16 protein-coding genes are annotated in these 17,960 nt (G+C 70.2%); 6 read left to right on the top strand and 10 right to left on the bottom strand.

The annotated features are described in order from the left end of the window. Positions 1-176: 176 nt before the first annotated feature. The 3 genes from RT688_RS21235 to RT688_RS21225 all read right to left on the bottom strand — a co-directional run bounded on the left by RT688_RS21235 (position 177) and on the right by RT688_RS21225 (position 3,344). The gene (locus RT688_RS21235; protein ID WP_313706827.1) at positions 177-1,811 is read right to left on the bottom strand and encodes a mechanosensitive ion channel family protein; all 1,635 of its coding nucleotides are present in this window, start codon (positions 1,809-1,811) and stop codon (positions 177-179) included. 69 nt (positions 1,812-1,880) lie between these two features. After that, entirely contained in the window at positions 1,881-2,282 is a 402-nt protein-coding gene (locus RT688_RS21230) for a hypothetical protein (RefSeq protein ID WP_313706826.1), read from the bottom strand. A 9-nt stretch (positions 2,283-2,291) separates the two neighbouring features. After that, entirely contained in the window at positions 2,292-3,344 is a 1,053-nt protein-coding gene (locus RT688_RS21225; protein ID WP_313706825.1) for a DUF5694 domain-containing protein, read from the bottom strand. A 329-nt stretch (positions 3,345-3,673) separates the two neighbouring features. On the opposite strand from RT688_RS21225, the gene RT688_RS21220 reads away from it, so the two are divergent. Beyond that, positions 3,674-5,626, top strand: coding sequence for a PKD domain-containing protein (locus tag RT688_RS21220; RefSeq protein ID WP_313706824.1), 1,953 nt, complete (start codon positions 3,674-3,676; stop codon positions 5,624-5,626). A 37-nt stretch (positions 5,627-5,663) separates the two neighbouring features. On the opposite strand, the gene RT688_RS21215 is transcribed toward RT688_RS21220, so the two are convergent. After that, positions 5,664-7,262 (bottom strand): TerC family protein, encoded by a 1,599-nt coding sequence (locus RT688_RS21215; protein WP_313706823.1) that lies wholly within the window; start codon positions 7,260-7,262, stop codon positions 5,664-5,666. 171 nt (positions 7,263-7,433) lie between these two features. After that, on the bottom strand, positions 7,434-7,778 hold the full coding sequence (locus RT688_RS21210) for a hypothetical protein (protein WP_313706822.1): 345 nt from the start codon (positions 7,776-7,778) through the stop codon (positions 7,434-7,436). A gap of 199 nt (positions 7,779-7,977) precedes the next feature. Between RT688_RS21210 and RT688_RS21205 the strand changes: the two genes are divergently transcribed. Beyond that, complete coding sequence (locus tag RT688_RS21205) at positions 7,978-8,739, top strand: hypothetical protein (protein ID WP_313706821.1); 762 nt, start codon at positions 7,978-7,980, stop codon at positions 8,737-8,739. Positions 8,740-8,798: 59 nt separating this feature from the next. Here the strand turns inward: RT688_RS21205 and maiA are convergent, their stop codons facing one another. The 5 genes from maiA to RT688_RS21180 all read right to left on the bottom strand — a co-directional run bounded on the left by maiA (position 8,799) and on the right by RT688_RS21180 (position 13,921). Beyond that, positions 8,799-9,443 carry a maleylacetoacetate isomerase gene (maiA, locus tag RT688_RS21200; protein WP_313706820.1) on the bottom strand — a complete coding sequence of 215 codons (645 nt, stop codon included), beginning with the start codon at positions 9,441-9,443 and terminating at the stop codon, positions 8,799-8,801. A gap of 5 nt (positions 9,444-9,448) precedes the next feature. Then, positions 9,449-10,837 (bottom strand): aromatic acid/H+ symport family MFS transporter, encoded by a 1,389-nt coding sequence (locus tag RT688_RS21195; RefSeq protein WP_313706819.1) that lies wholly within the window; start codon positions 10,835-10,837, stop codon positions 9,449-9,451. Between the two features lie 67 nt (positions 10,838-10,904). After that, entirely contained in the window at positions 10,905-11,615 is a 711-nt protein-coding gene (locus tag RT688_RS21190; protein WP_313706818.1) for a fumarylacetoacetate hydrolase family protein, read from the bottom strand. A gap of 21 nt (positions 11,616-11,636) precedes the next feature. Then, positions 11,637-12,686, bottom strand: a complete 1,050-nt coding sequence (gene gtdA, locus RT688_RS21185; RefSeq protein ID WP_313706817.1) for a gentisate 1,2-dioxygenase — start codon at positions 12,684-12,686, stop codon at positions 11,637-11,639. Between the two features lie 14 nt (positions 12,687-12,700). Beyond that, positions 12,701-13,921 carry a 3-hydroxybenzoate 6-monooxygenase gene (locus tag RT688_RS21180; protein ID WP_313706816.1) on the bottom strand — a complete coding sequence of 407 codons (1,221 nt, stop codon included), beginning with the start codon at positions 13,919-13,921 and terminating at the stop codon, positions 12,701-12,703. 110 nt (positions 13,922-14,031) lie between these two features. Here RT688_RS21180 and RT688_RS21175 point away from each other — a divergent pair, with 110 nt between their 5' ends. The 4 genes from RT688_RS21175 to RT688_RS21160 all read left to right on the top strand — a co-directional run. Continuing rightward, on the top strand, positions 14,032-14,922 hold the full coding sequence (locus RT688_RS21175) for a LysR family transcriptional regulator (RefSeq protein ID WP_313706815.1): 891 nt from the start codon (positions 14,032-14,034) through the stop codon (positions 14,920-14,922). Positions 14,923-14,981: 59 nt separating this feature from the next. After that, the gene (locus RT688_RS21170) at positions 14,982-16,823 is read left to right on the top strand and encodes an acyl-CoA dehydrogenase (RefSeq protein ID WP_313706814.1); all 1,842 of its coding nucleotides are present in this window, start codon (positions 14,982-14,984) and stop codon (positions 16,821-16,823) included. 8 nt (positions 16,824-16,831) lie between these two features. After that, a complete protein-coding gene (locus RT688_RS21165; protein WP_313706813.1) occupies positions 16,832-17,437 on the top strand; it encodes a hypothetical protein in 606 nt (201 codons plus the stop codon). A 93-nt stretch (positions 17,438-17,530) separates the two neighbouring features. Continuing rightward, positions 17,531-17,960: transposase (locus RT688_RS21160; RefSeq protein WP_409521970.1), on the top strand; the 430-nt coding region annotated here is incomplete at its 3' end.

Raw genomic sequence — 17,960 nt, 5'->3', positions numbered from 1 at the left:
CGCGGCGCGCCGCGAGATGGTCGACCTGGCGGCCAGCGCCAGCGACCTGGAACTGCAGGCGCTCGGCAGCCGGGCCTATTCGCGCTCGACCGGCCAGGCATGCATGCGCCGCCGGCGCGAAGCGGCTTTTCTTGCTGTCGTTACACCGAGCATGGTGCAATTGAAAACGGAGCTGGCTAGGTTGCGCGAGCAGGCGCCGGCGCACGCGCCTGCGCCGGCGCCGGTTCCCAGCGCTCCGGCGCCAGCACGTGCGACTTCACCGGCTCCTGCACGAAGTGCGGCGAAGTCAGCTGCACGCCGTTCAGGTTGAAGACGTCGACGATGCGCCCGTGCAGGTGGCTGCGCACGGCGACGTGCTCGCGCGGCGACGCGGCGCGGGCCTGGGCCACCAGCCGGTATTCGATGTAGAAGTCCGACAGCGCGGTCTGGGCGACGAAGGGCGCCGGCTCCGCCAGCACGCCTTCGGTCTCGCGCGCCGCCTGCAGCAGCATCGCGTGCACCTGGCGCCACGGCGTGTCGTAGCCGATCGCCACCGCCGCCTCCAGCGTGAAGTCGGCGCCGCCGCCGGCGCGCGAATAGTTCTTCGTCGTATTCGACAGCACCAGCGCGTTCGGCAGCGCGATCTCGGCGCCCAGCCCGGTGCGCAGGCGCGTCTCGAACATCCCCAGTTCCACCACCGTGCCCTCGGCCTCGCCGATGCGCACGTATTCGCCCTTGCGCAGGGTGCGGGTGTACATCAGGATCAGGCCAGAGGCGCCTTGCGCCACCAGGCTCGATCCGCCGATCGAGACCATCAGGCCGGCCAGCACGGTCACGCCCTGGAAGGCCGCCGTGTGCGAGCCGGGCAGGTAGGGGTAAGCCATCGCCAGCGCGAACAGGACGATGGCGACGTTGACCAGGCGCCGGGTCGGCGGCGCGGTATCGCGGTCGAGCCAGCCCATCTCGAGTTCGCCGCTCTCGACGCGCTTGAGCACCGAGCCGGCGGTGCGGATCGCCAGGCGCGCCAGCGCCGCGATGACCACCACCACGACCAGGCCCGGCAGCGCGCGGCCGATGCCGCCGGCGACGTCGAAGGCGGTCGCCGCCAGGTAGGCGCGCAGCTGTTCGCCCCAGTCGTGGAAATAGGGGATGTGCCCGAGCACGAAGGTGACCCAGAGGAAGGTCGCGAACAGCCGCGCCGACCACAGCAGCGCGCTGGCGGCCTGGCGGATGAAGCGCACCACGTGCTCGGCATCGAACAGGGGGACGTTACGGAAGCGCACCTGCTCGAGGCGGCGGCCGACCGCGCGCTTGCTGTAGGCGCGTACCCGGCGGTGCAGCAGGCCGAGGGCGCGCAGCACCAGCCAGTAGGCGAGCGTGGCCGCCAGGCACCAGGCGCCGGCGACCAGGAAGTAGCGTGGCGTGGCCTGTTCGCGCCGTTCCTGCAAGGCCTTGTCGAGCAGCGCCGCGGCCTCGTGCGCGGCTTCCTCGGTGCTGTCGCCGGCCAGCGCGTTGACGTCGTCCGGCGTCACCAGGAACAGCAGCCGGCCGTCGAGCAGGACCTGGGTGCCCTGTTCGATCGCGCGGGTGCCGGTGCGCTGCGGGCCGCCCAGCGCAAGCGCCTTGTCCAGGCGCTTGCGCGCGCCTTCGGCCCGGTCCTGGGGCGGGAAGCCGGCCAGGGCGGCGCGGAACACGAAGACGGTGCGGGCGCCGACGTTCAGCTGGGCGGTCGGCGCGGTGGCGGCCGGTGCGGGCTGGGCGGGCGCGCCCTGGGCCAGGACGGCGCACAGGGAAATGATCAGGAAGACAAGAAGACGGACCGGGGCAAGCATGCGAATTGCTGGTGGGAAAAACCCAGCATCATGCCATGCATTTTCCCGGCTGTCTGTGGCGCACGTGTGTCAATCCGAGTGGGCGACGCGCAGGCCGCCCTTGTTATCGGGCAGCCACACCTCGGCCAGGTCGGAACTCACGTCGAAAAAACCCAGCCCATGTTTCGCCGCGAGCGCGAACACGGTCTCGTGGGCCTGGTCGATCCGGTCCCAGTCGGAGAACGACAGGTAGACCAGCGTGCGGCCGATCGTGTAGTCGGTGCCCGCCGCCTCGTCCGGAGCGTCCGCCGCCAGCGGCGGAAAGACGGCCGCCAGCTCGGCGCAGAACGCCCGCAGCGCGGGCGTGGCGATCGCCGGGTCGTCGTAGCCGTGCTCGTCCGCCCACTCGGTCTGTTCGTCGTACCAGTCGAGGAAAGCGGGGCGCTTTTTCGGCGCCGCTTCGGGCGCAAATACCATCAGGTCATAGCTCATGGGCGCATTCTACTTCAGCAGCGCCGCCGCATCCACGATGTCGACCCCCTGCAACTGGCCGAGCCAGGCATCGAACCAGGGCTTGTGCGAGGCGCCGACGATGGTGAGCACGCGCGCGCCGGGACGCTCGCGGAAGGTCTCGCGGATGTTGGCGACCATGCGCAAGTTGCGGGTCTCCCAGCCGCCGACCCAGATCTGCGGGTAGCCCTGCGCCGATTTCGCGCGCAGCGCCGGCACCACATTCGCCTCGGCCAGCAGGCGCAGGCCTTCCGGGTCGTTCACGCTGCGGTACAGCGGCAACAGGTCGGAGGCCTTGGCCAGCACTTGCTCGTGTTGCTTGCGCTTCTCGAACGCCTCGTCGGCCTGGGCCCAGGCCGCCTCGATCTCGCGGGCGAAGGCCTTGATGTCGGGCACGTCGATCAGGTCGCCCGTGTGGTTGTCGACCGGGTGCACGCGCTGCAGGCCCAGGCGCGCCGCCAGCCGGGCCGCGATCTGGTAGCTCTCGTCGTTGCGGGCGCCGATCCGGGTCAGTTGACGCACCAACGCGGCGTCGAGGCTGTCGCCCGCGCGGCGCTCCGCAAGCGGCAGCTGCAGCCACTGCACATAGGCGGATGCCGGGTCGCCTGCGGCCAGGAACAGCGCGGCGAGGCGGCGCCGCTGGGCCGGCGCCGGCTGGGCCGGCCAGGCCTTCAGGGTGGTGCCGACCTGGTGCAGGGCGCCAGGCAGGTCCAGGCCGGTCGCGGCCTGCGCTTGCGCGGTCGACGGGCAATAGTCGGGACCGTATTTCGCCGGCTGGCGCGCGGCCAGGTCGCACTCGTCGCCCGGCTCGTCCTCGATGGTGATGATCTGGGGCCTGAAGGCCGCCAGCCGGTCCAGCACGCCGTCCAGCGCCGCCGGGTCGAAGCTGGCCGGCAGGGTGTTCAGGTGTATGGTGCCGAGCACCAGCACCTGGGCGCGCGGTCCCGTCATGCCGCGGTCGAGCGTCGTCAGGTCGAGCTGCGCCTGCGCCGCCAGCGGCAGCGCCGCGGCGAGGATGCAGGTCCATTGCTGCCAGTTCATCATTCCTTCCTCCGTGTGGTCGAGTCGTCGGAGAATGTAGAAAAAACGTGCCGACCGGACAACCGCGGCGGGACAGGCTGCCGATTTTCCGGCCCAGGCCGTCGAAACCGGGTCCTGGTCCGGCTAACCGTGCCGGAACGAAATTGCTACACGTAAAGTCAAGCACCTCCCATGCGCCAACGCAATCGGTGGATTGATTCTGCACAAACGAAGGCGCGACACCGGGCTTTGCGCAAGCGCGCCGGCTGCGGCCGGTGCATGATCGGCGACTTCGCCGCCAGGCCCCGCCGGCTGCGGCAGCGTCTATCGATCGTCTATCGTGGAGGGAAATAATGCGTCGTGTTCAAGGAAGCACCCGATCCGGCACGGCGGCGTCGCGCCTGCCGCCGCTGTTGTTCGCGCTTGCCGCCGCCGGCGCGGCAGCGGCGCAGCAGGCCGCGCCCGCCGTGGACGATGCCCGCTGGCCCGCGCACGCGAGCGTCGCCACCTATCGTGTGATCAACCTGGGCGCCGGCCAGCTCAGCGCGCTGCCGAAGATCAACGCCAAGGGACAGGTGGTCTTCTCGACCTTTCCCGGCCCGGTGTCGCGCGGCTACTTCTACGACGGCGCCGTGGTGCGCGACATCGGCACGCTGGGCGGCGCCGAGACGGTGGCGCTCGACCTGAACAATGCGGGGCAGGTCACCGGGGGCTCGTACCTGGCCGACGGCAGCGAGCACGCCTTCGTCTGGAGCGCGGGCGCCGGCATGCTCGACCTCGGCGTCCTGCCGGGGGCCGCCAATGCGCGGGGCATGGCGATCAACGAGCCGGGGGTGGTCACCGGCACCTCCGAAGGCGTGCCCGTGTTCTTTCCGCATGCCTTCCGCTGGAGCAGGGTGGACGGCATCGAGAACCTGGGGGCGTTCGCTTCCTGGCTGCCGAGTTTCGGTACGGCGCTCAACGATGCCGGCCTCATCACGGGCAACGCGGACACGCCCGACAACCGGCGCCATGCCTTCGCCTGGACCCGCGGCGGCGGCCTGCTCGATATCGACACGCTGGGCAGCGCGTATTCCGAGGGCGTCGCCGTCGGCGCCAGGGGCGAGGTGGCGGGCAACCGCCTCGACGCCGCCAGCGGGCTCTACCGTGCTTTCTTCTGGACCCGCGCCGGCGGCATGCGCGACCTGGGCGCGGCGGGCGGCACCGAATCCTTCGTCATGGCGATGAGCCCGAACGCCCAGGTCGCGGCCCTCGTCAACCGCGCCGACGGCGCCCAGCGCGCCGCCTACTGGACGCGCGCGGGCGGCTTGCGCCAGATCGGCACGCTGGGCGGACTATCCTCGCGCGTGCTCTCGATCAACGACAAGGGCCAGCTGGTCGGCCTGGCCGACGACGCGACGCAGGCGTCGCTTGCCTTCCTGTGGTCGGCCCGGACCGGCATGCTCGACCTGAACCGGCGCCTGCGCCATGCGCCCCCGGGCCTGGTGCTGGACGCCGCCCTGGCGATCAACGACAGCGGCGCCATCGTGGCCAGTTCCAACGCCGGCCTGGTGCTGCTCAAGCCCGGGCGCGGCAACCGCGACGGACACGCCGTCGGTCCCATCGAGGCGCCCGAGCTGGCCAGGGTCGGGGCGCCGGTCCAGGCTTCGGTGGCCTGGGTCGACCCGGACGGCACGGGCACGCGCAGCATCGCCTGGTCCTGGGGCGACGGCAGCGGCGGCACCGGCAAGATGCGGTTGGCGAACGGCGCCGGCAGCGCCAGGGCCAGCCACAGCTACGCGGCCCCGGGGATTTATCCGGTGACGGCGACCATCGTCGACGGCAGTGGGCGCAGCACGGCGGTCAGCCAGAACGTGGTGGTCACCGCGCCCGGGGACATCGCCGGCCAGGGCGCGATGCTGTCGCCGCTGGGGGCCGACCTGCGCGCGCCGCGCCATGTCGGCAAGGCGCGCTTCAGCCTGGTCGTGCCGGCCGCCGCCGCTGTGGCCGGCGCGAGCACGGCGCGCGGCCAGGGGCGGCTGTGGTTCGACCTGCCGGGCCTGAATTTGCGCAGCGACGACCTGCGCCTCGTCGGGCGCGAGGGTGGCCGGCACCTGTTCGAAGGCAGCGCCACCAACGGCGGGGCGGGCGGCTACCGCGTGCGGCTGGCGGCGACGGCCGGCGCGCCGGGCGCCCGGCAGGACCGCTTCGGCCTGACGGTCTGGCGCACCGATCCCGGGACCAGGGCCGACACCGTGGTCTACGACAGCCTGCGCGGCGCCCAGGCGGGCGGGGCGCTGGTGGAAGGCAGCATCGCGGGCCGATGAACGGCGGCCGGTTCAGCCGCCATGGGCCGCGCCGGCGTCAGCGGTTGTCCGCCAGCGCCTGGGCCTGGGTCTGCGCCTGGGCCTGGGCCGGCGCGTCCGGCTGGCCGCGCCGGATCGCCACCCGCACGATGCGCCTGTCCTCGACCGCCAGCACCTCGAAGCGCAGGCCGTCGAGCTCCACGGCCTGCCCCGGCTGCGGCAGGGTCTCGAAGCGCGCCAGCAGGAAGCCGGCCAGCGAGGTGTAGTCGTCGGCCTCGTCGACCAGCGCATCGGTCTCCAGCACCTGCTGCAGCAGGTGCAGGTCGGCCATGCCGTCGGCTTCCCACTGGCCCGGGCCCTGGGCGCGCACGGCCGGCTGCTCGTCCTCGTCGGGGAATTCGCCGGCGATCGCCTCCAGGATGTCGACCGGGCTGAGCAGGCCCTGGACGGTGCCGTACTCGTCGGCCACCAGCACCAGCTGGCCGCGGGCGCGCTTCAGGGTCTCCATCGCGGTCAGCACGCCGGCCGTCTCGGGCAGCACGATGGGCGCGCGCAGCAGGCCGCCGGCCGTCTCGTCGACCGGTTGGCGCTGCAGCAGCGCCGACAGCAGGTCCTTGGTGCGGGCGATGCCGACGACGTTGTCGAGTTCGCCGCGGCAGACCGGCAGCAGGCCGTGCGGGGTGGCGTGCAGCTGGCGCAGGATGTCCTCGTTCTCGTGCTCGAGGTTTACCCACGACATCTCCGAACGCGGCGTCATCACCGAGCGGATCGAACGGTCGGCCAGGGTCAGCACGCCGCTGACCATGTTGCGCTCCTCCACCGCGAAGGCTTCCTCGCCGCCCGGCGCATCGATCGTGTCGGGCGCCGGCTCGCTGCGCTTGCGGTTGCCCAGCAGGCGCAGGACGCGCTGCGCGGTGCGCTCGCGCAGGGGAATGCGCGCCTCGTTCCTGAGCAGGTTGCGGCGCGCGAACTGGTTCAGGGTCTCGATCAGGATCGAGAAGCCGATCGCCGCGTACAGGTAGCCCTTCGGGATATGGAAGCCCAGGCCTTCCGCGACCAGCGCCAGGCCGATCATCAGGAGGAAGCTCAGGCACAGCACGACCACGGTCGGGTGGGCGTTGACGAAGCGCGTCAGGGGTTTCGAGGCGAGGATCATCACGCCGATCGAGATCACCACGGCCGCCATCATCACGCCCAGCTCGTCGACCATGCCGACGGCGGTGATCACGGCGTCGAGCGAGAACACGGCGTCCAGCACTACGATCTGGGCCACCACCGCGGCGAAGCCGGCATAGGCCTTCGAGCCGTCCTGGGTATGGGTCACGCCCTCGAGGCGTTCGTGCAGTTCGACCGTGGCCTTGAACAGCAGGAACAGGCCGCCCAGCAGCAGGATCAGGTCGCGCCCCGAGAAGCTGAACGCGCCCAGCGAGAACAGCGGCGTGGTCAGCGTGACCAGCCAGGACACGATCGTCAGCAGGCCCAGGCGCATCGCCATTGCCAGCGACAGGCCCAGCAGGCGCGCCTTGTCGCGCTGGTGCGGCGGCAGCTTGTCGGCCAGGATCGCGATGAAAATCAGGTTGTCGATGCCGAGGACGATCTCCAGCAGCACCAGCGTGAACAGTCCCACCCAGATGGTGGGGTCGAATAGCCATTCCATGTAAAACACCTTTGTTTGGTTTCAGATTTGGGCGTCGCCCTTGCCCAGGGCCAGCCAGGGCGCGGCGTGGCGCCACGCTGGCGGAACTGCTTCGGGACGAGCCCGGACAGGACGACGCTCGCGGTCCCCGCGCGGGTGGCAGGGAGAGAGACGGATGCCGCGCGTGCGGCTTCAGGCCGCGCGGGGCGGGCGCAGGGGCGGGGAGAGCGCGTGGCAGGGCCGGCGCGCCGCGTGCGGCGCGGCGCCGGCCGCGCGCAGGGCGGCCAGGCGCAGGCCGGGGTCGAGGTCGACGATGTCGTGCAGGTCCATGCCGGGCGGCGGCTCGTCGGGATCGAGTTCGGAAGCGGTGTCGATGCCGATGTCGGCCATGGCGGCGGTGGCAGCCGGATGGGTCTGTCCTTCCGGCGCGGCCAGCAGGGGCGCGGCGCCGGATCCGGCCGTCGCCATGGAATGCGACAGGGCCAATACGTTCAGGGGGAACAGCAGGATCAGGAAGATGACGAAAACTCGTCTCATACGGTATCGAATGACGGGACGAGGCCAGTATAGCATGGGGCCGCGCTGCCGAAGAGCGGGTGCCGGCGCGGTCTTATGCGCTTGGCATGGAATGCCCGAGAAATGTGAAATGCCGATACATATATGCTAATGTGGCAGCATTATTGTCATGGAGATAACGGTGCGCCGCTCTTGTTTGATACCCGCTGCCTTTGCGGTCATGGCCCTTGCCGCCTGCGGCAGGTCGGAATCGCAGGCGGACCGGACCGCCGCCGGCGGCGCATCGGCGTCGAAGGGACAGCTCGACTACTGGTCCATGCTGGCGCCGCTGGTCGCCGGCAGCCACGGCGGCCACTGCACGCGCCTGCCCGCGTCCGAACCGCTGCGCGGCGCGGCCATCACCCTGGGCCAGGACGGCAGGCTGACCGCGCCCGGCATCGACGTGGACATGCGCCGCGCCCAGATGATCCAGCTCGGGCGCGAAGTGCGCGACGGCGCGGTCCAGGTCAGCGCCATGCTCTCGATCGACGCCGCCGACGGCCCGGTCCTGAGCCTGGTCGACGAAGGCACGCCGGACGGCGCCGCGGCGACGCTCATGCGCAACGCCAGCCAGATCAGCTGCGCCAGGGGCAGCCCGCTGGAGAAGCTGCGCGGCCAGCCCTTGTACAAGGCCGCGGCCCCGGTGATCGAGGGCACGGCGCGCACGCTCAAGTGCGGCAGCATGAAGACCAGGATGGCGTGGACCGACACCGAGTTCAAGGTCGCCGACGGCATCCTGACCCTGGGCGCCGAGACCTTCGACCTGCGCCGCGCCGACAGGGAGACGCTGATGTTCACCGCCGAGGAAAACCAGCTAGCGTATTCCTTCAGCCTGCCCGGCGGGCCGTTGATGTACGTGTTCTACGATGGCGCCGGCCGGGTGAGAAGCGTCGAGGGCCGCACCGAGCACGAGACCACGCACGCCTGCCATATCGATGCCTGAACCGGCGGCGCCTGGTCGGCGTCCGCCCTGGCCGCTATCGGGCGCCCCGCATCGATCCCCTACTGCGCGTCCGGCTGCGCTTCCGGGCGCGCATCCGCGAACGCCGGCAAGGCCGCGCAGCGTTCCTCGATCGCCAGCAGCGTCGGATAGGCCGACAGGTCGCACTCGAAGCGGCGCGCATTGTAGAGCTGGGGCACCAGGCAGCATTCGAACATGGTCGGCGTGTCGCCATGGCCGAAGCGGCCGGTGGCCGGATGGCCGGCCAGCTGGCGCTCGAGCGCTTCCAGGCCGAGCGCCACCCAGTGGCGGTACCAGGCGTTCTTCCGGTCGTCACTCACCGCCAGCTCCTCGCTCAGGTACTTCAGCACGCGCAGGTTGTTGATCGGGTGGATGTCGGCCGCGATCGCCTGGCTCAGGGCGCGCACGCGGGCGCGGCCCTTTGGGTCCGCCGGCAGCAGCGGCAGACCGGGGCGGGTCTCGTCCAGGTACTCGATGATCGCCAGCGACTGCGGCAGCACCAGGCCGTTGTCCTCGAGCACCGGCAGCAGGTGCTGGGGATTGAGGCTGTCGAAGGCGGCGCCGAACTGCTCGCCGCCGTTCTTCGACAGGTGGACGTAGGATGGCTCGGCCGCCAGGCCCTTCAGGTTCAGGGCGATGCGGACCCGGTACGAGGCCGAGCTGCGGTAATAAGTATGTAGTTTCATGGTTCTCAACGGTTGGTGGTGGCTGGCAGCGGCGTCAAGGCCGCGCTGTCCGGTGCGGGCGCCGCTGCGGCTGCGGCGGCCTCCGGCTCGGCGCGGCCTTGCAGCCGGCCCATGGCCAGCAGGGCGGCCGCGGCCAGCAGGGCCGGCACGGCGAGCAGCAGGAAGATGGTCTGGTTCGACAGTTCGGCCGCCAGCAGGGCGCCGCCGACCATCGAGCCGAGCACCGAGCCGCTGCGGCCGATCGCCGAGGCCCAGCTGACGCCCGTGGCGCGGCTGGTGGTCGGGTAGAAGGCGGCGGCCAGGGCATTCGCGCCGACCTGCGAGCCGCTGACGCCGAAGCCGACGCCGAACACGGCCAGCACCAGCAGCGGCACGTTGTCGGTGGCGACGCCGACCACCGCGATGCACAGCGCCGCGCAACCGTAGGCCAGGGCCAGCACGCGGTGCGGGCGGAAGCGGTCCATCCAGCGTCCGAGCAGGATCGCGCCGGCGGTGCCGCCGATCTGGAAGGCCGAGCTGATGAAGGAGGCCTGCGACAGGCTGTGGCCGGCGCCGTTCAGGATGGTGGGCAGCCAGCTCGAGAGCAGGTAGATGATCAACAGGCTCATGAAGAAGGTGGTCCACAGCAGCAGGGTGCCCTTGAACAGGCCGGGGCGGAACAGCTGGCTCACCGGCGAGCCCGGCAGCCTGGCGTCGCTGACGGTCAGCGGCGGCACGGACCGTGCGCCGCCTGCTATTCTTGCCGCGATGGCGCCCCCGTCGCGCCCGCGCAGCACCAGCCAGCGCAGCGACTCCGGCAGCAGGAACACCAGCATCGGCGCCAGCAGCAGCGGCAGCACGCCGCCGATCATCAGGATGCCGCGCCACCCTACCGTCGCCAGCAGCTGCGCCGCCACCAGCCCGCCCAGCGCCGAACCGATGGTGAAGCCGCAGAACATCAGGGTCACCAGGCTGGCGCGGCGCGCCTGCGGGCAGTATTCGCTCGTGAGCGTGATCGTGGTCGGCATCGCCCCGCCCAGGCCCAGGCCAGTGAGGAAGCGCAGCACCAGCAGGGTCGTCATGTCGGTCGCGAACGAGGACAGCAGCGAGGTCAGGCCGAAAAAGGCGACCGACAGGATCAGGATCGGTTTGCGGCCGTAGCGGTCGGCCAGGGGGCCGAGCAGCAGGGCGCCGGCCATCAGGCCGAACAGGCCGGCGCCGAACAAGGGCGCCAGGGCGGCGGCGCTCAAGTGCCACTCGCCGCGCAGCGCGGGCGCGATGAAGCCGATCGAGGCGGTGTCGAAACCGTCGATCGCCACCACCAGGAAGCACAGCGCGAGCAGGCGCTTCTGGAGCGCCGAAAAGGGTCGTTGGTCGATGAACTGCTGGACGCTCAGGGCGTTCTTGGCCTGCATGATGATACTCCTCCAGTATGTTGCGGCCGCCGGGCTTCAGTGTCCCTTTGGCGGCCGATGGGTGGCTTTACGCCACCTTGACGCTGATCGGCGCGAGGCCCGCAACCGAACCAATCATGGTCTGGCCGCGCACGACGGCCCCCACGCCTTCCGGCGTGCCGGTCATGATCAGGTCGCCCGGCTGCAGCTCGAACAGGGTCGAGAGCTGGGCGATGGTTTCGTTCACGTTCCAGATCAGGTGGGTGATGTCGCTCTTCTGCACGGTCTTGCCGTCGACCGTCAGCTCGATGACGCCGGCGTCCAGCGCGCCGCAGTCGCGCAGCGGCGTGACCGGGCCGATCGGGGCCGAATAGTCGAAGGCCTTGCCGATCTCCCAGGGGCGGCCCTGTTCGCGCATGCGCATCTGCAGATCGCGCCGGGTCATGTCGAGGCCGACGGCGTAGCCGAAGATGTGCTCTTGCGCGCCCTCGGGGGCGATGTCGCGGCCGGCCTTGCCGATGGCGACCACCAGTTCGATCTCGTAATGGTAGTTCCCGGTGCGCGGCGGGTAGGGGATCTCGACCGTGGCGCCGGCGGGCACCGGTACGATCGACTGGGCGTCGTTCGGCTTGCAGAAGAAGAAGGGCGGTTCGCGGTCCGGGTCGAAACCCATCTCGCGCGCGTGGGCGGCGTAGTTGCGGCCGACGCAGTAGACGCGGCGCACCGGGAAGGCAGCCTCGCTGCCGTTGACGGGCAGGCCGACGACGGCCGGGGGCGGGAACAGGTATTGGTCGCTCATGATGCTCTCTTTCGATGATGTTTATTCGGGCAGGAATTCTTCGCGCAGCAGGCCCAGGGCCTCCAGCACCGGACGGTCGGAAAAGCTGAACAGCACCACGTCCTGCGGCGCCTCGAAGGACAGCGCGGCCCAGGACGGCACCACGAAGGTGTCGCGCGGGGCGAACGCGAAGCGCTTGCCGTCGATGACGGCGGCGCCGCTGCCTTCGACCACGCTGTAGACGGTGCCGTCGGTGCTGCGGTGGCGCTTGCCGGTGAAGCCGCCTGGGAGCAGCTGCATGCAGGCGCCGATGGTCGGCATCGGGGCGCCCCCCGTCAGCGGGTTGATGTAGCGTAGCTTGACGCCGGTCCAGGGATCGATCTCCTGCTGGCGGCGCAGGGTGTCGAGCGCTTCGCGCGAGCGGGCGTAGGGGTAGTTGAAGATCGGCGAGCTGGCGCGGGTGTGCAGCTGGCGCACCGGCGCCATGTTGTAGCCGTAGGCGGCCAGGCTGCGGCCTTCCGGACGCGCCACCTGCTGGCTGGATTCTTCGCCGTTCTCGGCGAAGCCGCCGCTGAAGAAGCGCGTGGTCGGGATGTCCAGGCCGTCGAGCCAGACCACCGGTTCGGCCAGGCCGTCGATGCCGGGATTGCCGTGGTCGTGCCAGGCCCAGGACGGGGTCAGGATGAAGTCGCCCGGGTGCATGGTGGTGCGCTCGCCGTCCACCGCCGTGTAGGCGCCCTTGCCGTCGACGATGAAGCGCAGCGCCGACTGGGTGTGGCGGTGCGCCGGCGCGACTTCGCCCGGCAGGATCAGCTGCAGGCCGGCGTACAGCGAGTGGGTGATCGAGGAGCTGCCCGGCAGCGCCGGGTTTTCCAGGATCAGCACGCGGCGCACGGCTTCCTCGGCCGAGATCAGCTCGCCCGCGCGCCGCAGGTGCGGCGCGATGTCCTGGTAGCGCCAGAGGGCGGCGTCGTAGCCGGGCGTGGGCTGCTTCGGCACCAGGGCGTGCAGCGACTCCCACAGCGGGGTCAGGTGCAGGCCCCGCATGTCCTGGTAGAGGGCGCGCCGCGCGCCTTGCAGGTCGTTGTGCATCGTGTTCTCCTTGTCTAGTCGGTTGCCAGGCAGCTGTCGGCGCTCCAGCCGTACAGCCATTGCAGGGCGTCGTAGAAGCCGTCCTGGCCGCGGCCCTTCCACAGGTCGTTGCGCACCAGGCGCTCGACGCCGTGGGCGTGGTAGAGGCGGCCCATCTCGCGCGCCGACAGCACCACGCGCGCGGTGCGGGCGATGCGCGACTTCTGGTACAGGGCAAACGCCGCTTCCATGTCGTGGCCGCAGTGGCGGATCGCGGCGCCGAGGGTCACCGCGTCCTCCAGCGCCATGCAGGCGCCCTGCGCCAGGTATTGCAGGGTCGGGTGGGCGGCGTCGCCCAGCAGGGTGATGCGGCCTTGCGTCCAGTTGTCGACCGGATTGCGGTCGGCCGTGCTCCAGCGGCGCCAGCTCGAGGGGCAGTGCAGGAGCTTCCTCGGCAGCGGATCGATGCCGCCGAAGTAGGACAGCACTTCTTCCTTGCTGCCGTCGCGCACGTCCCAGACTTCCTGCTCGCGGCTGTGGAAGGTGACGACCAGGTTGTACTGGTCGCCGCTCCTGAGCGGGTAATGCACCAGGTGGCAGTTGGGACCGGCCCAGACGACCGGCGCGTTCCAGCGCAGTTCTTCCGGCATCTCGGCGGTCGGCACCACGGCGCGGTAGACCACGTGGCCCGAGACGCGCACCGGGTCGCCGACCACGACGTCGCGCGCCACCGACTTGATGCCGTCGCAGCCGATCAGGTAGTCCGCCTGGAAGCGGCGGCCGTCGCGCGCCAGCACGGTGACGCCACGCGCGTCCTGCTCGATGGCGTCGACGTGGCAGGAGGTGACCAGCTCGATCGCCGGGTTGCCGCGCACGTGTTCGAGGATGGCGGTGTGGATGTCGGCGCGGTGGATCACCGCGTAGGGGTTGCCGAAGCGCTGGCGGAAGGGTTCGCCCACTTCGAAGGCGCCGACCTCGCTGCAATCGACCGCGTCCATCATCACCAGGCGCTCGGTGAACACCGCGCGCGCCCGCACCGCCTCGCCCACGCCCAGCGCGTCGAGCGCGGCGAAGGCGTTCGGCGCGAGCTGCAGGCCGGCGCCGATCTCGCCCAGGGTGGCGGACTGCTCCAGCACCGTCACCGACAGGCCCAGGCGCGAAAGCGCGAGCGCGGTGGCGATGCCGCCGATGCCGGCGCCGGCGACGATCACAGAAGGCTTCCCGGCGGCGTTCGTCGCGCAGTTAGTTGAATTCATGATGGTCTCCATGCGCCTTGTGAATGAGGGCAGTCTGCCGAAATCCGCGTATGCAGGAAACTGATCGTCGCCGATTGTTATAATCAGGTTTTTAAATAGTGGTGGCGGCCATGAAGCGCTTCGATCTCGAACTGCTCCTCGTATTCGACGAGATCTACAAGACCAAGAACGTGACGCGCGCCGCCGACAACCTCGGCTTGCCGCAGTCCACCGTCAGCCTCGGCCTGGCCAGGCTGCGCGAGCATTTCGACGACCGCCTGTTCAGCCGCACCGCGAAGGGCATGGAGCCGACCCCGCGCGCCGAGAACGCCATCGAGGACGTGCGCTGCGCGATCCAGGCCGTGCAGCATGCGCTGGCCGACCAGCCGGTGTTCGACCCGGCCGGCAGCACGCGCGAGTTCCGCATCTGCATGACCGACATCAGCGAGATCGTGCTGGTGCCGCGCCTGTTGAACTACCTGCGCGAGCACGGGCCGGGCATCCGGGTCGACATCTCGAAGATCTCGCCCGACAGCCCGCTTGAACTGGCCGACGGCCGGGTCGACCTGGCGGTCGGCTTCATGCCGCACCTGGAAGCGGGCTTCTACCAGCAGGTACTGTTCGACCAGCACTTCGTCTGCCTGGTCTCGAACCGCCATCCGCGCATCCAGGACAAGCTGAGCCTGGAGGCGCTGCGGCGCGAGGACCACGTGCAGGTGCGCTCCTCGGGCACCGGCCACGCCATCGTCGACAAGACCCTGGCGCGCGAAGGCATCGAGCGGCGCGTGGTGCTGCAGTTGCCCAGCTTTCTCGGCGTGGCGCGCATCGTCGCCCAGACCGAGCTGCTGGCCATCGTCCCTTACCGCTACGGCGCGTCCATGGCCGGCAGCGAAGACATCCGCATGCTGCCGGTGCCGGTCGAGCTGCCCAGCTTCCAGGTCAAGCAGCACTGGCACGAGCGCTACCACGCCGACGCCTCGAACCGCTGGCTGCGGCAAGCGATCGCGGACCTCTTCGCCTGAAGGGCAGGGTTGAGTTATCCTTGTGGCAAAGCCAAGACAAGAAACCACAAGGGGACACCATGCAGTCGACCATCCTGAACCGCCGCGACATCGATTTCCTGCTCTACGAGTGGCTCGCCGTCGAAACCTTGACCGCGCGCGAACGCCACGCGGACCACAGCCGCGAGACCTTCGACGCGGCGCTCGACACCGCGGCCCGCATCGCGACCGAGCTGTTCGCCACGCATAACAAGAAGAGCGACAGCCAGGAGCCGCACTTCGACGGCGAACGCGTCACCATCATCCCCGAGGTGAAGACCGCGCTAGACGCCTTCTGCGCCGCCGGCTTCATGGCGGCGGCCCAGGACTACGAGTACGAAGGCATGCAGCTGCCCTACGTCGTCGACCGCGCGATCGCCGCCTGGTTCACGGCGGCCAACGTGGCCACCTCGGCCTATACCTTCCTCACCATGGGCAATGCGAATACCCTGTTGAAGACGGCCACGCCGCGCCAGGTCGAGCGGTTCGTGCGGCCGCAGCTAGCGGGCCGCTACTTCGGCACCATGTGCCTGTCCGAGCCCCAGGCCGGCTCCAGCCTGTCCGACATCACGACCCGCGCCGAGCCGGACCCGGTCGACGGGCCGGAGGGCGAGCGCCAGTACCGCCTGCGCGGCAACAAGATGTGGATCTCGGCCGGCGAACACGAACTGGCGGAGAACATCGTGCACCTGGTGCTGGCCAAGATCCCCGGGCCCGACGGCAAGCTGATCCCGGGCGTAAAGGGCATTTCGCTGTTCATCGTGCCGAAGTACCTGGTGAACGAGGACGGCGGCCGCGGCGAGCGCAACGACATCGCGCTGGCCGGCCTGAATCACAAGATGGGCAACCGCGGCACCACCAACTGCCTGCTGAATTTCGGCGAAGGCAAGCACCAGCCGGGCGGACGCGCCGGCGCGGTCGGCTACCTGGTCGGCGAGCCGCACCGGGGCCTGGCCAACATGTTCCACATGATGAACGAGGCGCGCATCGGCGTCGGCCTGGGCGCGACCGTGCTCGGCGTGACCGGCTACCTGCACGCGCTGGACTATGCGCGCAACCGCCCGCAGGGGCGCCATCCTGCCGAGAAGGACCCGGCGAAACCCCAGGTGCCGATCATCGAGCACACCGACGTGCGCCGCATGCTGCTGGCGCAGAAGGCCTATGCGGCAGGCGCGCTGGGGCTGATCCTGTACTGCGCGCGCCTGGTCGACGAGCAGCGCACCGGGGAGACGGCCGATGCGCGCCTGAAGGCAGGCATGCTGCTCGAATTCCTGACGCCGATCGCCAAGTCCTGGCCCTCGCAATGGTGCGTCGAGGCGAACAGCCTGGCGATCCAGGTCCACGGCGGCTACGGCTACACGCGCGAATACAACGTCGAACAGTTCTACCGCGATAACCGCCTGAACCCCATCCACGAGGGCACGCACGGCATCCATGGCCTCGACCTGCTGGGGCGGAAGGTGTCGATCCAGGACGGCGCGCTGTTCAAGGCCGTGGGCGGGGAGGTGGCGGCCACCATCGCCACCGCCCGTGCGCGCGACGACGCCGGCTTCGCCGCCTGGGCCGGACGCCTGGACGCGCTGTGGGCCCGCATCGGCGACGTGACTGCCCGCCTGTACGGCGCCGGCGACATGAACAAGACCCTGGCCAACGCCAGCCTCTACCTGGAGGCGGTCGGCCACGTGGTGGTCGCCTGGATCTGGCTGGAGCAGGCGCTGGTGGCGGCACAGCGCCTGGAAGACGGCCCGGACGATTTCTACTGCGGCAAGCTGCAGGCCTGCCGCTATTTCTTCAATTGGGAGCTGAGCCGGGTCGACGCCCAGCTCGACCTGCTGGCGAGCATCGATACCACGACGCTCGACATGCAGGACGCCTGGTTCTGAGGATGTCGATGACGGATAGTTTCGACTTGACGAGCCAGGCCACGCTCGACGACATCGCGGTGGGGGCGCGCCTGGTCGAGGCCCTGGTGTACCACGTGCGGAAGAACGGCGCGGCGCCCATTGCCTACCCCGCGCTGCTCGAACTCGGGCGCTTCCTCGACCCCAAGGATGCGGCGATGGACCGCGCCGAGCCGCTCGGCATCGCGATGAAGCTGCGCTTCGTCGCGGCGTTTTGCGCGGCCCAGGCGGCGCCGAACCTGGCCTGCCTGGCGGTGCACCCGGCCAGCCTGCGCCCGGCCTTCGCCTGCGAGGCGGACGCCGAGGCCGAGCGGCGGGGCGCGGCCGCCTTCGACTGGGCGCCGGCCCTCGCGGCCTTGCCCGGCTACGCGAACACGGCGCGCGCGGCGGTGCCGCCGCGCCTGAAACCGCGCCGCGAGCGGCCGGCCGAGGTGTCCTGGTATGCCTACTTCAGCGCCCACCGCGAGGCCTGCAAGGCGGTGACGTCAAACGACAAGAAGGAAGTCGTCAACCTGGTGATGGCCGGCCTCGATCCGGAGACGGCGCTGCGCCGCTTCCTGGCCGCGAAATCCGCCTACGAGGCGGAGGCAGGGTAGAAAAGGCGCTGTCACCGTTACCTGTTGGGTTAACTGAACTGTTGCGTCGCGGCGTGGTCTGAGCTTGTATCTGGACTGGCAGCGAGGGCGACGATGCAGGCGGTAAAGTTCAAACGGTGGATCGACGGGCTTGCCCTGCTAAGCGAGGGCCAGCGGCGGCAGTTGCTGGAGCGTCTGCGTCCCTCGCTCGGCCTCGACCGGCTGCGCGCCGCCATCGAGATGGCGGCACCATCCCGCCTTGTGTGCCCCGGTTGCAGTGGACCCCGGCATCACAAGCACGGACGCGACCGCGGCCTGCAACGTTACCGCTGCTGCAATTGCGGCAAGACCTTCAGCGCCCTGACCGGCACGCCGCTGGCACGCCTGCGCCACCGGGGACTCTGGCTCGATTACCTCGAGCGCATGCTCGAGGCACAATCGGTGCGTGCCTCCGCCGCGACGTTTGGCGTACACCGTAACACCAGTTTTCGCTGGCGCCACCGCTTTCTCGCCTGGGCCAGGCACGATCGGCCGGCACTGCTGT

It is taken from the genome of Massilia sp., from assembly GCF_032106685.1.
Taxonomy (GTDB): Bacteria; Pseudomonadota; Gammaproteobacteria; order Burkholderiales; family Burkholderiaceae_D; genus Telluria.
This window is presented reverse-complemented; position numbering and strand designations above follow the sequence as displayed.

What these genes read in the sequence shown, in the direction of transcription:
- RT688_RS21220 (WP_313706824.1), top strand. Translation starts at nt 3,674, where the DNA reads ATGCGTCGTGTTCAAGGAAGCACCCGATCCGGCACGGCGGCGTCGCGC.
- RT688_RS21210 (WP_313706822.1), bottom strand. Translation starts at nt 7,778, where the DNA reads ATGAGACGAGTTTTCGTCATCTTCCTGATCCTGCTGTTCCCCCTGAAC.
- RT688_RS21195 (WP_313706819.1), bottom strand. Translation starts at nt 10,837, where the DNA reads ATGCAGGCCAAGAACGCCCTGAGCGTCCAGCAGTTCATCGACCAACGA.
- RT688_RS21215 (WP_313706823.1), bottom strand. Translation starts at nt 7,262, where the DNA reads ATGGAATGGCTATTCGACCCCACCATCTGGGTGGGACTGTTCACGCTG.
- RT688_RS21190 (WP_313706818.1), bottom strand. Translation starts at nt 11,615, where the DNA reads ATGAGCGACCAATACCTGTTCCCGCCCCCGGCCGTCGTCGGCCTGCCC.
- gtdA (WP_313706817.1), bottom strand. Translation starts at nt 12,686, where the DNA reads ATGCACAACGACCTGCAAGGCGCGCGGCGCGCCCTCTACCAGGACATG.
- RT688_RS21235 (WP_313706827.1), bottom strand. Translation starts at nt 1,811, where the DNA reads ATGCTTGCCCCGGTCCGTCTTCTTGTCTTCCTGATCATTTCCCTGTGC.
- RT688_RS21165 (WP_313706813.1), top strand. Translation starts at nt 16,832, where the DNA reads ATGACGGATAGTTTCGACTTGACGAGCCAGGCCACGCTCGACGACATC.
- maiA (WP_313706820.1), bottom strand. Translation starts at nt 9,443, where the DNA reads ATGAAACTACATACTTATTACCGCAGCTCGGCCTCGTACCGGGTCCGC.
- RT688_RS21170 (WP_313706814.1), top strand. Translation starts at nt 14,982, where the DNA reads ATGCAGTCGACCATCCTGAACCGCCGCGACATCGATTTCCTGCTCTAC.
- RT688_RS21175 (WP_313706815.1), top strand. Translation starts at nt 14,032, where the DNA reads ATGAAGCGCTTCGATCTCGAACTGCTCCTCGTATTCGACGAGATCTAC.
- RT688_RS21225 (WP_313706825.1), bottom strand. Translation starts at nt 3,344, where the DNA reads ATGATGAACTGGCAGCAATGGACCTGCATCCTCGCCGCGGCGCTGCCG.
- RT688_RS21230 (WP_313706826.1), bottom strand. Translation starts at nt 2,282, where the DNA reads ATGAGCTATGACCTGATGGTATTTGCGCCCGAAGCGGCGCCGAAAAAG.
- RT688_RS21180 (WP_313706816.1), bottom strand. Translation starts at nt 13,921, where the DNA reads ATGAATTCAACTAACTGCGCGACGAACGCCGCCGGGAAGCCTTCTGTG.
- RT688_RS21205 (WP_313706821.1), top strand. Translation starts at nt 7,978, where the DNA reads ATGGCCCTTGCCGCCTGCGGCAGGTCGGAATCGCAGGCGGACCGGACC.